The organism is Chitinophaga sp. YR573 (assembly GCF_900110995.1).
Taxonomy (GTDB): domain Bacteria; phylum Bacteroidota; class Bacteroidia; order Chitinophagales; family Chitinophagaceae; genus Chitinophaga.
The window spans coordinates 1,259,852-1,274,276 of the sequence record NZ_FOJF01000002.1 but is presented as its reverse complement, the minus strand read 5'-3'; the positions used below and the strand labels follow the sequence as shown (position 1 = coordinate 1,274,276).

Here is a 14,425-nt window from a genome sequence, read left to right as displayed (position 1 = left end):
GTACAAATTTACCGTTTTGCGATATTTTTCACCAAATTTATTAGAAATTATAACATAACAACATACGGTATATTTAAATACACAACTTATTAGCATAATCAATTGTTTTTAATAATAAAAAAAGTGCAAGAAATCTTGCACTTTAATATAAAATAAATATAAAAACTAATAATGTGTGATAAATACAGGCAATGGAGATAAGTCCAACAATTGTTCTGCCATACTCTGATGGAAAAACCGGGATAACGTTCCCCTTCCATAGGCTCCCATTACCACTAAGGTATTGCTTTTCTTTAACAGGATATTAAATAGCTCCTTTTCAGCTGTAGCCTTTACTATTTCGATATCCACATACTTATAATTATCAGTCATCCATTCTCTTAGTCTGTTATTTCTTGTCTTTTTCCATTCATTGTCATCACTCACCTGTAATGCTGTTATTTTGGTATTTTCAAGTCCGGACAGCAGGTAAGTCAGTTGTTTCATAGCAAATACGGCAGAAGCTGAACCATCATAACAAAGAATAATTTCGTCGATAGGTTCATGAACAGCCGGTGCAATTATAACCGGGCATTCCGCATTAGCCAGCAATGACCTGGTGAGTTTATCCCGTTCTTCTTTCTGATGGTGCCTCATATCTGCTGCTGTGTCTAATATGATCATATCTGCAAACCGGCATTCAGCGATCAGTTCTTCTGTTCTAACCTCATTTCCTTTGAACACATGATAGGGAATGCCTCTGTTTTCACATGTTTCAGAGAAAAGCTGCTGTTGTTTCTGTACTTCTTTGACATAGGATTCGTTTACAGACAGGTCAGATTCCACAATAGATTCTACATAAGCATATCCATATACCTGTTTCTGCGCTGGTTCTTTTCCATATGGTATAGCATGTGGAAAGATAGCGGTCAGCCTGGCCTCCGTAAAACCAGCCATATAACAGGCAAAGGAAATTGTATTGTGTGTATTTCCACCATTAAGTATAACTAAGATCTTTTTCATAATTGTTTTTTTTTAAAAAGGGAAGGGTATTAATAATTAAGCTTTAATAACAATGAAAACCAGGATTGTCTTTTTTCTTCTCTTAACAGGATTCCACAGGCCAGTGCAAGTATCACAGTACAAGGGAAAGAAGATCCTGCCCCCAGCGGAGCTATTGCCAGCAGGAATATGATGGCTCCTATGAGAGCAATGCTCTCGTACATCCCTTTCATAGCAAGCCCCAATCCTATCATCAGCTGACCAACTGCTATGATTATAATATAAGCTGCGATATGAAGGCTGAAAGGCCCCCGGATAAAATCTTCGTATACAGGCAGTGCTGCAAGACTTTCATATATCTTATAAACATCAGGATTAGTAATTGCTATAACCGTATTAATAATCGCTGCTGCCATAAAAATAAGTGATAACAGCATTCTGCCGAATATGGGTTTGGCAAGAACAATAATCAGGATCAGTATACTGATCAGATTAGAGATGATGTAAGGCTGAGAAAAAATGTTACCTCTCATAGTAGTAAGATTTGAAACAAATTTACATGCCCTTTTCTACCGGATAAATGACCTTTAATAACAATGGGGAGATTCAGATCATTTACAGACCTGACTGGTGTCAATATTTCCCGGCAATTATGCATTTACCTTTATCCTATCATCAAAAAAATTACCATGAAACTAAATATGGGTAAAGCAGACCGGGTAATTCGCATATTACTGGCGTTAGCAGTTGGATATTTATATTATACAAAGATTATAACAGGCTCATTAAGTACAGTACTTATGATTATTGCCTTTATATTCTTAATTACCGGTATCGTTGGTAGTTGTCCGTTATATACTTTATTTGGGATTAAAACCCGCAGGCACGCACATTAATAAGGCCTGCCAAGTGGCAAGCCTTATTTTTCCTAATTCCCGAGACACTATAATATTGTTTTCTCGAATCTACCCATTTTTTCTTCGATATTGACGCGATATACTATGCTTCGTATTACTTCCGGTTTATAAATTTCAGCGCTATCATGGCCTTCCATATGAGGAATCCTGGCTGTTTCACTTACCGCAAGATGCATTAGTCTGCTCACAAGGAATTTCATTGCATAGTATCTTTCTCTTTCGCCCGTGATCTCTTCATAAGAACCCCAGGCTATAACACTGGACCAGTTACTCATATCTGTCAGCTCATCCACCTCAAAACAAACATCAGGGTTCTTCCTCATCATTGTGATTTTCGTTCCTTCCTGTGAATGTACGATCACGTGTTTACCATTATATGCATAACTAACAGGCACTATACATATTCTGTTCCCATCATGGTAACCGATACGTCCTGTCACATTCCGGAATAACAGATCGTCTATTTGCTGTTGTGTTAATGAACCTAACATATTAAGTTGTTTAATTTGAAGCAACAGACAGGAAATTCCTGCCTGTTGCCCGTGAAAAAATACCCCCTATCCATTGTTCATATTCCTTCTGTCAACAATACCATCTGATGATGTTTATCCAGTGATCCATTCTCCAGAATAATCACTTCTCCACCCTCTTCCAATACTATCCTCATAATTTCATTCACTACATCGGAAATAATGCGGTATGTTGTGTGTGGCGGTTTTATATGAATGCCTCCATCTGCCCGTTCCTGATAAGCTGGTAATGAATAATCTTTTTCGACCAGTAGTATAATTCCTTTTCCAGCCACAGCCGCCCGCCATATTTCCCGGATATCAGATATTTTGTTGAGTGATTTCTTTGCCAGCCATTCATTTGCCAGCACTTCCTTATGATTGTCCAGCCAGTCTCTCATTAATGGCCATACATTTTCTTCCAGTACAGACAGTTGTTCATTCATATAGTTTCCTGTAACGTTACCTACTATATGCGTCCAATGATTTGTTATTTCATGAAACTGTATAAGGTGTTTCTCCGGCCCGGATAAAACAAGTAATTTTTCTCCCAGGTAATGGGATAATTTATTATCTGCTCCCAGCACGTAATTCTTTAACAGGGGGTTAGCTACATTTTTTATCTGTATGTTTCCGGCATATACAGGAGAATATTGTTCCAATAAATAAGGGAATCTTTTATCTTCTACTTTCTCTAACTTATTAAGCTTCCCTTCGTATAAATTGATTACGTTTTCTGAAACCTGCAATACATAATAACCTACATTATAATAATCCAGACGGATTAATTCCTTTATCCAGAAAGAGTCTCCGATATGAATTTTCTCGTTGACCATAAAAGGAAATCTGGCCAGCTTAACAAACCTTTCTGTAAGGTAAATTCCTATCCCCTGTTGATACATGGGGTATTGTAATTTATCCAGTGCTATTAAAATTTTTTGTATTTCATCTTCAGAATAGATTCCCTGCAACAGACATTCTACTTTCTCGATAGTTTTTCCAACCTGTATTTTCACAGATAGTTTATCCTCAAAGGGGATAATGATAGAAATACAGGTCCTTCCTTTTTCCTGTGCGCGAAATAGTTCTGAAAGGGACATAACGGGTACTTTTATACTTCCAAAAGTAGCATTGCGTCTCAGGCAAAACAATGATAATGGTTAACACGCCCGATGATCTTGATCACAATCAATTGAAAGTCAATGGCATTATTTCATTAAACAAAAATGCTACAAATTATCTTCGACCATAAGGAAACATGGCGACATTACCCTGTATGATCAAACTCAATTTCCCGGAAGGCAAACAACTAATAAATTCAAACAATCATCTCAGGGAACTGGGGGTAACGCCTGTTTGTTTCTTGAAGAAATTATTGAAATAGGTAGGGTATTCATAGCCGAGGCTCCAGGCGATCTCATTGATGCTCCAGTCTGTGTGTTGCAGCAGAGCTTTTGCTTCACTCAGGATACGTTCTGAGATGAGCACTGTAGTGGTTTTACCGGTGACTTCTTTAATGGCACGGTTCAGGTGGTTGACGTGTACGGACAGGTGTTCTGCATAGTCATTGGCCGTCCTTAATTTTAAGGCGTACTGCGGGGAATCAATGGGGAACTGGCGTTCCAGTAATTTGAAGAACATAGAGGTGATACGTGCAGCCGCATTCTGGTGTTTGAAATAGTTTTCCACCGGCTGCATTTTCATGGCTTCGTGCAGTAAGAGGTGGACGTGGTTGCGTAGTAAGTCGTGGCGGTGAATGTAGTCTGAATTGAACTCCCGGCGCATGTTCTGAAAGATAGTGCTGATGTATTCCTGCTGGGCGGGATTGACGAAGAATACGGGGTTGGCGCCTATCTTAAAAAGCGGGGAATCTTTTAGTGCCAGATCCTGAGCTTTCAGGAAGCCTTCGGTGAACAGGCAGAAAAAGCCTTCCTGTTCTTCTGAAATGGCTTCCCAGGCGTAAGGGATCATTGGATTGGAGAATATCAGGGCAGGGCGGTCTATTTCAACGCCTTTATCTGCATAATGTAAACGGCCCGTACCTAATGTTAAAGAAATCTTATAAAAATCCCTTCTGTTGTAAGCTACTGTCTTGCGGGCAAACTCCTTTCTTTCAAATACGGTAAATTGATCTGCCATTTTCAGATCCGGGTATTTGCTGCCAAAGAAATCCTGCGCACTTTCGGCTTTATTCATACAATAAAGTTATGAAATTCAAATAATGCGCGTTGGTCTATTTTTTCTCCCCGGTTTTATATACATTGCGAAGTTTTTAATATAAGACCTTATGATTGAATCTGCCGTCGCGGGTATCCCCTACGAAAAAGAACCATCCTCTCCTTATCAATATACAAATGAAGTGATTGCTGATTGTGAGTTGCTGGTTGGTAAACCCTTCCCGGAAGATTTCAAATGGTATCTTTTACATGTTGGCTGGAGAAAGATCGCTTCTGATCACCGGTCTATACTGATTCCCAATGAGGCCTATATCTATCATTTACAGTTTGAGGCAGCAGAGCATCAGACCTTTGCAATAAATCGCTATAAACAATACCTGCAGGAAAATACCTTATTACCTCATGATAAATCCCTTTATTTCCCATTTGGAAAAGCAAGTGGAGAGATCAATCCTTCTGTCAGTTATCAATTGTTAGTGAGTCTTAATAAAGAGGAATATGGATCTGTATGGGCGATTCTTTCGAATAACAGGGAACTTACTCCGTCGGTAAAAATAGCGAATAACTTTACCTTATTTTTGGCATTGATCAGTACAACTGACAAGTTAAAACCAATAGCAGCAGCTAACAACCAGGCATTGTTTCTTCATTTGACGAAGCAGTATATACCAGGTGTTTTACCTACTACTGCTGCGGAGGCTGATCAGTTGATTCTGCTCTTTTTTACACAACCATTTATTTTGGATGGTGCCCGTAATGTAGTGTTTCAATACCTGTCTAATGGCACACGGGTGGAAAATGAGCAGCAATTTGCAACACGGGCTGCTGCGTTTGAGAAATGGGCTGATCCCAGTGCGGCTTTGCCAAGACGGGAGATTAAAATCAGTACGCCTGTATTATTTGATAGCGGATCTTATTTCAAATGGGAGAAACACAATTATTATCTTGTTACGGTGGATAGTATTGTTGGAGATCAAAGTCGTTTAAAGGAAGAGTTTTTATTGTATCATGATGTGGTATGGTCTATCGTACGACGTTACCGGTCTGCTATAGATGATGTGAAGATAAAAGGACTTGGTACGTTTACATTTGATGATACTTATAAATGGGAGTTAAAGGGGAAAGTGACGCCGGCCTGGAGTGAACTGGCGGCTGAATTGAATGTTGATGGTGAGGAAGATGCACTGAGCGCTTCGCTTATTGCATTTGTGAAAGAAGTGCTTGGTAAAGCAGATTTTAAGCCGGTGCTGGAAGCGTATATTTTCAATGATTATTTAGAGATGCCTGATGAGGATAAACCACTATTAGCTACTCCGCAGGAAGTATGGCAGCAACTAGGTAAGAATTGCAATATTTCTATTGATAGTGATAATGCGTTTCATTTCCATGTTAATTGCAGCTGGGACAAGGAACATGGGGTGACTGTAAGAGTAAAGGATTGGGAGATTCAGTGACAGTGTCGTATTTTTAATTACTCATGGTATATAAATATATGGCATCTCCTGTAGGGAGATTAACACTCATCGGTAGCGACAAGGGACTTGCGGCTATTCTTTGGGAAAATGATGATCCGCATAGGGTACGTGCTAAAGCGGAGGTGGAGAGTAATGATCATCCTGTGCTGTTGGAAGCACAGCGGCAACTGAATGAGTATTTTGAAGGAAAACGGAATACATTTTCTCTGGAACTGGACCCGATAGGGACAGATTTTCAGAAAGAAGTATGGGGTGCCCTGTTAACTATACCTTATGGCGAAACCCGTAGTTATACCCAGATTGCTAATCAGCTGGGGAACCCCAAAGCGGTAAGGGCGGTAGGTGCTGCCAATGGCAGGAACCCTATTTCTATCATTGTCCCCTGTCATCGTGTTATTGGGGCTTCCGGAGCCCTTACGGGCTTTGCAGGGGGATTGGAGGCCAAAGCCTGCCTGTTGTCTCTGGAAGGCGTAAAAAGCAAGGAAATACAGATAAAGATACCCTGGGGGTGATTTCTGTTTATGATTGAATTTCGCAAATAACGGATTGATATGTTCAAACAGCGGGTTTATATGTTAACCATCTTTGCAGTATAAAACAATACAAGATGGAACAGAAAAACAAAATAGCGCTCGTTACAGGTGGTAGTCGCGGGTTGGGTAAAGACATGGCTTTACGACTTGCAGAAAAAGGAATTGATGTCATCCTCACATACAATAACCAGGTGCAGGATGCACAGGCTGTAGTAGCCCAGATACAGCAGACCGGGCAAAAAGCTGCAACACTCAAACTCAATACCGGTGATCTAAAAAGCTTTGGTTCTTTTGTTACACAGCTGCAGGATGTTTTGCACAAGACATTTGATACAACCTATTTCGATTATCTTGTTAATAACGCAGGTATTGGTGGATATACTCCCATTGCTGATGTTAGCGAAGATATGTTTGATGAACTGCTGAACATCCATTTTAAAGGTGTTTACTTTTTAACGCAAAAATTGTTGTTGCTAATGAATGATGGCGGCGGCATTATTAATGTATCATCCGGTCTCACCCGTATCTCAGTACCGGGTTCCTCAGTGTATGCATCTATGAAAGGAGCAATAGAGATATTCACACGTTACCTGGCCAAAGAATTGGGTGCGCGCAGTATAAGGGCAAATATCATAGCCCCCGGAGCCATCATGACAGATTTTGGTGGAGGACATCTTAGAAATGATGAACAGCTGCAACAGTTTATAAGCAATGTAACTGCGTTGGGCAGACCAGGTGTGGCAGAAGATATTGGCGGTGTGGTTGCTTTCTTATGTACAGAAGATGCGCGTTGGGTCAATGGACAGCGTATTGAGATCTCTGGTGGTATGCAATTGTAATTTCAGAACGGGGCTCATAGTCTGTGCCCCGTTTTAGGTAGTGCCTCAATCTACACTGTCATAACATTCAAATTGAGGCACTACCCCGTTTTGTTTGTATGGCCATTAAATACTTACCTTTGAATTTTAAATGATATGATCAGCAATACTTCCATAGAAAATTTCTATCAGAGGGCAGCTGCCTGTCTTCCGGAAGGAATTAACCGGGAGATCGGACATTTCAATGTCTTTGAAACAGAAAAGCTATATGATAAAACAACCGGCACACGTATCATGCCTTACGCCCGGAAAGCTTATTATAAAATCAGCCTGATACGTGGGAAAAATAGGGCGGAATATGCAGATAAAGTGATTAATATTGAAGAAAACGCTTTACTTTTTGCAACGCCTAAAATCCCTTATCGCTGGGTACCTCAGAATATTGACCAGCAAGGTTTCTTTTGCATATTTACGCCGGATTTTCTGTCTAAAAATATACTGGATGATTTACCCATATTCCGGCCCGGAGAATTGCCGGTGTTTCAGCTTTCGAAAGAAGAAGCCAATGAACTGGAACTGATTTTCAGGAAGATGCATAAAGAACTGGCGGGTGATTACCTGTATAAATATGATCTGCTGCGGAACCTTGTGCTGGAACTGATTCATTACGGACAGAAGTTGCAACCGATATCTGCTCTTGGCTCTGTGCAGAATGCGTCTGAAAGAATCTCTTCTTTATTTATTGAGTTGCTCGAACGGCAGTTCCCTATTGAAGCATCACAACAGCGGTTAGAGCTTCGTACGCCTAAAGATTATGCAGACAGATTAGCCGTGCATGTTAATCATCTGAATAAAGTATTAAAAGAAACTACTGGTCAGACTACTACTGATATTATCAGTAAGAGAGTGATACAGGAAGCGAAGATTTTACTTAAGCAAACTGACTGGAGTATTTCTGAGATATCTTTTATATTAGGGTATGATGATCTCGCACATTTTTCTAATTTCTTTAAGAAGCATACTTCACTTACACCGATAGGATTTCGTTCATAAAAAAGGAGTTATTTCTTTTTATAAGCATCCTCCTTTGTAAGACCCAGATAAGAAGTCGTTTTTCTCGTTTCCACTAAAAACAAAGATTCATCATGTATGTTCGTGTCTGTTGGAGCATATGTATCCGGCCGGCCACCAATGATATTCCTTCTTTCAGCAGAAAGCGTTTTTTGTTCGGCAGGTTTCTTCTTAATATCTGATTTCACGAGATGCTGTTCATGTGCTGCCTTTAGTGCACCCAGCTTGTCAAGTTGATCATCTATGAATTTGTTAATAATCTCTTCGGTGTGAAACTTCTTCAATGCCTCTACCTGCTTACTCTTATTCAGAATAGCACTTATGTTTTCTTTCTCATTCTCCAGCCCCGACATAATATCATAAACCGCTTCATATTTATCTGCAGGAACACCGGCTATTATCTGGTCGAAAGAAGCCTTTAACCAAAGCGTAGCCCCATCTTTAATATGACTGGCAGCATTGGCAAGGTCATCGCGGTCTGATGGTACATCAGCGGCTGCCTTTACGAGTGCTTTGTTCGCCTTTTTTCCGTTTCCCTGCTCTATATCAGCTCCAGGATTTTCATCATTATGCAACAGGATACTAAATGTTTCATCTACCAGCATGGATGGAATTTCCCTTAATTTCTGACATAACGCATATACATAAGGATTATCCTGAGCAGGAATTTCTGCATTGTCAGCGCCATATTCAGCAGGAGCATAACCCATCGCTAACTGATATATTTCTTCTGTACCCGAATCCCCTGTTTTAACCTCTGCAGTTCCCCGGTTAATATCCATAAACTGCTGTAGCGTGGTGATGTAATTCAACTGCACATTCGTATGACTACCCGGGCCGGATTTATCAATGTTACCATATTTTATTGCATCAAGCGGCGATCCCGGTATCGGTAATGTTAAAGAAAATGCTGCGTTAATCTCTTCTATAATAGTTTTAAGTGTTTTTTCACTGGCAGAGGAAATATCCCGAAGTGAGAATTCTATCCCTTTCCTGACGCTTTTTTCCCAGCCGGGGTCTGGTATAACATTATCTTCTGCTTTCTGATTATCTTCTTCTATCTGGGCGTTCTCTTCTAATATTCCTGCGTTTTCATCTTCATCATCAACTTCTTCTTTAGCATCTACTTTTCTTATCGGAGCCAGCAAGGCTGGTGTTACAAATTCCAAAGCGGCTCCGGCATCTGTTTCCAGAAGAAAATCTAAATGGGGATATAGTGCATATCCTGCTTGTTTGGCTACTATCACATGCGCTTTAGTAAGTGCGTTCACAACTGGTTTCCCTTTACCTTTAGCAGGTATATCCTGTTGTGCAAATTCAGACTCCACTCCCATGCTGGTGAAATAAGGCGTTAACTTTTTATTCGCCTTATCAGAATCCCCGGCTAATGCTTCCTGGGCTGTTTTATTTGCCGCTAAAATCGCTGGTCCGGAACCTGTAGCGGCCTTCACCGCCTTACTTTGATCCTCTAATACCTTTTTCGTGTAAAGCTGTATTGGCGGTTGCGATGAAGCAAACTGCCCCTGTACAGGCATTTCCTCTTCTTTATTGAATTGAAACGGCGTTACTGCGGGATGAGATATACCTCCGGCAGAAGTATTTGCTGCGGCGGCTCTTGAGGCAGGTGTTGACCGGGTATTTTCACGGGATTGATCCATAGGTATTCAATGACAATGATTGGAGTATCAATATAAGTATACTTATGGGAATATTTATCTATTTTTCGAAGATCTGCAATAGTATGTCGTAATCGCCCCCCTAGTTTGGCTAATATGCACCGTTGGGAGATTTTTTAAAATGTGTAAGTTTGTAATATGAGCATAATTAAAAAGATATATAGCATTGTCAAATTATCGCTGAATGGGGAACAACAGGACTATACGCAGGGAAGTATTCCCAGGGCAGTGTTCCTCCTGGCGATACCAATGATACTGGAGCTGAGTTTAGAGAGTGTGTTTGCACTGGTGGATATGTTCTTTGTAAGTAAACTGGGACAGAATGCCATTGCTACCGTAGGATTGACAGAATCCGTGATTACGCTGGTTTATTCTATTGCGATAGGATTGAGTACTGCTTCGACGGCCATTGTGGCCAGAAGGATAGGCGAAAAGAATCCGGAAGATGCCGCACATGCAGGTGCTCAGTCGCTGCTGGTGTCTTTGGGCATTACCGTGCTTTTAAGTGTGACAGGCGCCGTGTTTGCCGCGGATATACTGGCGTTTATGGGCGCCAGTGCGGAAGTGGTAAAAGAAGGGGCCATTTTCACCAGGATCCTGTTCTGTGGGAGCATCAGTATTATACTACTGTTTCTGATCAACGGGATTTTCCGTGGTGCAGGAGATGCTGCCATGGCAATGAAAAGTCTGTGGGTAGCAAGTATTACCAATATTATATTGTGCCCGATATTCATTCATTTCTATGGGTTAAAAGGAGCTGCTATCGCTACGGTGATAGGGAGAAGCTGCGGCGTGATTTATCAATGTTTTCACCTGTTTAACGGGAATAGAATACTGAAATTTAAAAGAGAACATTTTAAGGTAGATCCTGAGATCATTCCATCGATTATCAAAATAGGATGGCCCGCCACCCTGCAGTTTCTGATTGCCAGCGGCAGCTGGATCATCCTGGCAAGACTGGTAGCAGAGACAGGTGGTACCTCCGCTTCTGCCGGTTACCAGATAGCCGTGAGGAATTTCGTGTTCTTTATGCTGCCAGCCTGGGGCCTCAGTAATGCCGCCGCTACGCTGGTAGGACAAAACCTCGGCGCTAAACAAATAGAACGCGCAGAACAAAGTGTGATGCTTACCGCAAAATATAGCGCCATCTTTACCGGCTTTGTAATGGTTTTGTTCTTATTCTTTGCCACTCCTATTATCAGCTTCTTTACACATGATGAAGACGTAATAGGGTTTGGTACCCTGTCGCTGCAGATCATCGGATCTGCTTATATCTTTTACGGACTAAGCATGGTGATGACACAGGCGTTGAATGGTGCAGGTGATACCAGAACCCCTACCGTCATTAACCTGATCTGCTTCTGGGCATTCCAGATACCATTAGCCTATTTTCTGTCAAAAGGATTAAATTTGAAAGCTACAGGCGCTTTTATCGCCATCCCGGTTGCAGAAACCTGTATCGCGCTGCTCGCCTGGTACTTCTTTAAGAAAGGGAAGTGGAAAACGATAAAGGTTTAATATTTCTATATGAGCAAAGTAAAGAAAGAAGAGAAAATACTGGCCTTTAACAGCCTGATGGACCAGTACGTGCATTTCGGTTTACCTACAGATAAAATTGACGCTAATACCCAGTTCACCATTCATAACCTGAAAGATATTCATGATGAACTCCCCTACATTTCCCTCACTTACAGAGCCAATTTTTATTCCTTTGTATTTGTGAAAAATGGTAGCGGGAAATATACAACAGATGCACATACCTTTCCTACGGAACCGGGTACTATCTATTTTACCAATCCGGGGCATTATAAATCTTTCGAATGGCATACGCTGGAAGAGGTGTATTTAGTTACGCTCAGTGAATCTTTCCTTAAAGAGAATGTACATCCTGATATCTTCCAGGAATTTTCTTTCTTACTGGCAGAAACAGTACATCCCAAGACATTAAAACCTGAAATATTCTCGGAATTTGAACAACTCTATCAACAGATATTAAAAGAATATTTTTCTAATTCTCCTTATAAGAACAGGATGATAGGCAACCTGTTCGTTGTTATCTTACTGAAGATAAAAGAATATTTCTGGGAAGATTATAATCCTATTTATGAAGGTAACCGCAGCTCACAAATCGTGAAGAATTTTAAACGAACACTGGAACAACATTACAGAGATTTGATGAGCGGAAAAGCAGATAAGCCTTTCAGGGTACAGGATTATGCAGATGCACAGAGTTTACAGGCCAATTATCTCAGTAACGTAATTAAGAGTAAAACGGGAAAACCTATTGGTACCTGGATTATAGACAAAACGATCGCAGAGGCGAAGTCTCTCCTGCAAAATACTTCTGTTCCTATTAAAGAGATTTCTTACCAGTTAGGATTTACAGAATCTACACATTTTAGTAATTACTTTAAGAAACATACAGACCTTACACCGGTGTTGTACCGGAAACAGGCAAATCCCGCTACTAAACAGTAGCGGGATCATTCATTGACAACCTTACCATTTATAGTTTTGCGTCAATCTTGGGTTTAACAACAAATCAGTTGTGGGTAAAGGGAATAAGTAATCTCTTTCTTCGTTGAATGTTTTAGGAATAGTACCGTTTATAATGATGTTGCCACCACTGGCGCCATTTTCCAATACCACATCCGTTCCGAGTTTTAAGAACTGTACATTAGGTGTAGCAGGTTGTGTACCGGAGTAAATCACCAGGTCTGTAGCACCATCTCCATCCAGGTCGTAGTTACCTTCTCCGGGAAAATAAGCGCCTTTGTATTGAACAGCTAACAGGTGACCTTCTTTCCAGCGCATGATGTCATTCCAGATGAACCCTTCCATCACCAGCTCTATGCGGCGTTCACGGCGGATTTCCAAGATGATACCCTGGTTGGTGCCGGATACGTGGGTGTATTGGTTAGCCAGGTAAGGATCAGGTGTTGCGTTCGCAGCGGCCATGTTCATGGCTGGCATAGCGACTCTGTCGCGCAGCAGTTTGATGGAAAGGTCGAGGTCTGATTGGGTGATTGTTCCCAGTTCGGCCTTTGCTTCTGCATAGTTCAGCAGCACTTCCGCATAACGGATAATAGGTAATGGATTGTAAGAGTGTGCCAATGCATCATTGGCTGCGGATGTTACGAATTTAGTCAGCTGGTAGCCGGTAACGGTTCCTCCGTAAGAAGGTGGTAAGGTAACATTACCGTCTATACGTTTGTAACCGGGTGTACGGATAGTCTGGGATAAACGGGGATCACGGTTTTGTGTTTCCTGATAAAATTGCATGGTAGCGTAACCAGGGAGATCCGTGAAGCGGGAACCGTCTTTCATCAGGTAACTGTTCACCAGGCTTTTTTCCAGACCAGGCTTACCGAAAGAAGGCGCTGTGGTGTAGTAGTTTACATTATGGTAGATCTGTAAAGCAGCGCTGTATTGTCTGGCTAATATTACTTCTTCAGGGATGACTGTTAAAGAAGAGAACAGGTTGCCATAAGCGATTTCAGGAGAACTTTTGTAGATGGTGTATACGCCGGCATTCATGATGGCCTGTGCAGCATCTGCGGATTTTTGCAGGAAGCTGTTCGCATCAGGTAAAGAGAATTCAGTATGATACTTCCTGAAGGTGCCTTCGAACAGGCATACACGCGATTTTAAGGCCAATGCCGTCCACTTTGTCACTTCAGCCACGTCTTTGCCTGTTCCGAGGTGCGCGATGGCAAAATCGAGGTCATTCAGCACGGAATCCATTACCAGGGTACGGGAGTCTCTGGGTTTATTCAGACTGGCAGTATCGTTTGTTTCGATGGCTTTGTTGTAGAAAGGGACATCTCCGAAATGTGCCACCATGTTTGCATAGAAGTAAGCACGGAAGAACTTTGCTATTGCTACGTATTTGTAGGTGATGCTGGTATCCAGTCCGCCACGGTTGTAGTTCTGTATGAAGTAATTGACGTTACGCAGGCTGGTCCAGTCCCATCCCCCACCGGATACAGGTACGCTACGGTTGCCTGTTAACTGGGGGGAAAGACCTGTTAATACAATATTGTTGGATGTTTCCCCATACAGGCTGGTGAAAGCTTTTTCCTCACCATCCGGGTTCGGTAACATGTTATCATAAAAAGAGTGTACATACAATTGTAACTCACTCTCTGAATTAAATCCATTATCCGGAGAGATCTGTGAAAGCGGCTGCCTGTCGAGAAATTTCGAGCAACCTGATAATAAAATTATATTGATGAGAAAAAGAATCCTTTTCATCTTATTAAGAGCTT

Annotated in this window: 14 protein-coding genes; 7 read left to right on the top strand and 7 right to left on the bottom strand. The window is 41.3% G+C overall.

Annotated features, from left to right (window positions below; translation table 11 throughout):
- Positions 1 to 165 precede the first annotated feature (165 nt).
- Positions 166 to 1,002, bottom strand: coding sequence for a universal stress protein (locus tag BMW86_RS25020; protein ID WP_089785136.1), 837 nt, complete (start codon positions 1,000 to 1,002; stop codon positions 166 to 168).
- Positions 1,003 to 1,031: 29 nt separating this feature from the next.
- Entirely contained in the window at positions 1,032 to 1,514 is a 483-nt protein-coding gene (locus BMW86_RS25015; protein ID WP_089785134.1) for a hypothetical protein, read from the bottom strand.
- Positions 1,515 to 1,670: 156 nt separating this feature from the next.
- Between BMW86_RS25015 and BMW86_RS25010 the strand changes: the two genes are divergently transcribed.
- A complete protein-coding gene (locus tag BMW86_RS25010; RefSeq protein WP_089785818.1) occupies positions 1,671 to 1,877 on the top strand; it encodes a YgaP family membrane protein in 207 nt (68 codons plus the stop codon).
- A gap of 47 nt (positions 1,878 to 1,924) precedes the next feature.
- On the opposite strand, the gene BMW86_RS25005 is transcribed toward BMW86_RS25010, so the two are convergent.
- The 3 genes from BMW86_RS25005 to BMW86_RS24995 all read right to left on the bottom strand — a co-directional run bounded on the left by BMW86_RS25005 (position 1,925) and on the right by BMW86_RS24995 (position 4,603).
- Positions 1,925 to 2,389, bottom strand: coding sequence for a pyridoxamine 5'-phosphate oxidase family protein (locus BMW86_RS25005; RefSeq protein WP_089785132.1), 465 nt, complete (start codon positions 2,387 to 2,389; stop codon positions 1,925 to 1,927).
- A 77-nt stretch (positions 2,390 to 2,466) separates the two neighbouring features.
- The gene (locus BMW86_RS25000; protein ID WP_089785130.1) at positions 2,467 to 3,507 is read right to left on the bottom strand and encodes a baeRF3 domain-containing protein; all 1,041 of its coding nucleotides are present in this window, start codon (positions 3,505 to 3,507) and stop codon (positions 2,467 to 2,469) included.
- Positions 3,508 to 3,733: 226 nt separating this feature from the next.
- Positions 3,734 to 4,603, bottom strand: a complete 870-nt coding sequence (locus BMW86_RS24995) for a helix-turn-helix domain-containing protein (protein WP_089785128.1) — start codon at positions 4,601 to 4,603, stop codon at positions 3,734 to 3,736.
- A 91-nt stretch (positions 4,604 to 4,694) separates the two neighbouring features.
- Here BMW86_RS24995 and BMW86_RS24990 point away from each other — a divergent pair, with 91 nt between their 5' ends.
- The 4 genes from BMW86_RS24990 (at position 4,695) to BMW86_RS24975 (ending at position 8,463) form a co-directional block, all read left to right on the top strand.
- On the top strand, positions 4,695 to 6,038 hold the full coding sequence (locus BMW86_RS24990) for an SMI1/KNR4 family protein (RefSeq protein ID WP_089785126.1): 1,344 nt from the start codon (positions 4,695 to 4,697) through the stop codon (positions 6,036 to 6,038).
- Between the two features lie 23 nt (positions 6,039 to 6,061).
- Positions 6,062 to 6,571 (top strand): methylated-DNA--[protein]-cysteine S-methyltransferase, encoded by a 510-nt coding sequence (locus BMW86_RS24985; RefSeq protein ID WP_089785124.1) that lies wholly within the window; start codon positions 6,062 to 6,064, stop codon positions 6,569 to 6,571.
- A 95-nt stretch (positions 6,572 to 6,666) separates the two neighbouring features.
- Positions 6,667 to 7,431 carry an SDR family NAD(P)-dependent oxidoreductase gene (locus BMW86_RS24980; protein ID WP_089785122.1) on the top strand — a complete coding sequence of 255 codons (765 nt, stop codon included), beginning with the start codon at positions 6,667 to 6,669 and terminating at the stop codon, positions 7,429 to 7,431.
- Positions 7,432 to 7,566: 135 nt separating this feature from the next.
- Entirely contained in the window at positions 7,567 to 8,463 is an 897-nt protein-coding gene (locus BMW86_RS24975; RefSeq protein ID WP_089785120.1) for a helix-turn-helix domain-containing protein, read from the top strand.
- 8 nt (positions 8,464 to 8,471) lie between these two features.
- Here the strand turns inward: BMW86_RS24975 and BMW86_RS32895 are convergent, their stop codons facing one another.
- A complete protein-coding gene (locus tag BMW86_RS32895) occupies positions 8,472 to 10,139 on the bottom strand; it encodes a hypothetical protein (RefSeq protein WP_089785118.1) in 1,668 nt (555 codons plus the stop codon).
- Positions 10,140 to 10,295: 156 nt separating this feature from the next.
- Between BMW86_RS32895 and BMW86_RS24965 the strand changes: the two genes are divergently transcribed.
- Both BMW86_RS24965 and BMW86_RS24960 read left to right on the top strand, forming a co-directional pair.
- On the top strand, positions 10,296 to 11,675 hold the full coding sequence (locus BMW86_RS24965; RefSeq protein ID WP_089785116.1) for an MATE family efflux transporter: 1,380 nt from the start codon (positions 10,296 to 10,298) through the stop codon (positions 11,673 to 11,675).
- 9 nt (positions 11,676 to 11,684) lie between these two features.
- On the top strand, positions 11,685 to 12,635 hold the full coding sequence (locus BMW86_RS24960) for a helix-turn-helix domain-containing protein (protein WP_089785114.1): 951 nt from the start codon (positions 11,685 to 11,687) through the stop codon (positions 12,633 to 12,635).
- Between the two features lie 21 nt (positions 12,636 to 12,656).
- Here the strand turns inward: BMW86_RS24960 and BMW86_RS24955 are convergent, their stop codons facing one another.
- Positions 12,657 to 14,411: a RagB/SusD family nutrient uptake outer membrane protein gene (locus BMW86_RS24955; RefSeq protein ID WP_089785112.1), complete on the bottom strand. Its 1,755-nt coding sequence runs from the start codon at positions 14,409 to 14,411 to the stop codon at positions 12,657 to 12,659.
- Between the last annotated feature and the right edge of the window lie 14 nt (positions 14,412 to 14,425).

What these genes read in the sequence shown, in the direction of transcription:
- BMW86_RS24985 (WP_089785124.1), top strand. Translation starts at nt 6,062, where the DNA reads ATGGTATATAAATATATGGCATCTCCTGTAGGGAGATTAACACTCATC.
- BMW86_RS24980 (WP_089785122.1), top strand. Translation starts at nt 6,667, where the DNA reads ATGGAACAGAAAAACAAAATAGCGCTCGTTACAGGTGGTAGTCGCGGG.
- BMW86_RS24955 (WP_089785112.1), bottom strand. Translation starts at nt 14,411, where the DNA reads ATGAAAAGGATTCTTTTTCTCATCAATATAATTTTATTATCAGGTTGC.
- BMW86_RS24965 (WP_089785116.1), top strand. Translation starts at nt 10,296, where the DNA reads ATGAGCATAATTAAAAAGATATATAGCATTGTCAAATTATCGCTGAAT.
- BMW86_RS24990 (WP_089785126.1), top strand. Translation starts at nt 4,695, where the DNA reads ATGATTGAATCTGCCGTCGCGGGTATCCCCTACGAAAAAGAACCATCC.
- BMW86_RS25000 (WP_089785130.1), bottom strand. Translation starts at nt 3,507, where the DNA reads ATGTCCCTTTCAGAACTATTTCGCGCACAGGAAAAAGGAAGGACCTGT.
- BMW86_RS24975 (WP_089785120.1), top strand. Translation starts at nt 7,567, where the DNA reads ATGATCAGCAATACTTCCATAGAAAATTTCTATCAGAGGGCAGCTGCC.
- BMW86_RS24960 (WP_089785114.1), top strand. Translation starts at nt 11,685, where the DNA reads ATGAGCAAAGTAAAGAAAGAAGAGAAAATACTGGCCTTTAACAGCCTG.
- BMW86_RS25015 (WP_089785134.1), bottom strand. Translation starts at nt 1,514, where the DNA reads ATGAGAGGTAACATTTTTTCTCAGCCTTACATCATCTCTAATCTGATC.
- BMW86_RS25010 (WP_089785818.1), top strand. Translation starts at nt 1,671, where the DNA reads ATGAAACTAAATATGGGTAAAGCAGACCGGGTAATTCGCATATTACTG.
- BMW86_RS25005 (WP_089785132.1), bottom strand. Translation starts at nt 2,389, where the DNA reads ATGTTAGGTTCATTAACACAACAGCAAATAGACGATCTGTTATTCCGG.
- BMW86_RS32895 (WP_089785118.1), bottom strand. Translation starts at nt 10,139, where the DNA reads ATGGATCAATCCCGTGAAAATACCCGGTCAACACCTGCCTCAAGAGCC.
- BMW86_RS25020 (WP_089785136.1), bottom strand. Translation starts at nt 1,002, where the DNA reads ATGAAAAAGATCTTAGTTATACTTAATGGTGGAAATACACACAATACA.
- BMW86_RS24995 (WP_089785128.1), bottom strand. Translation starts at nt 4,603, where the DNA reads ATGAATAAAGCCGAAAGTGCGCAGGATTTCTTTGGCAGCAAATACCCG.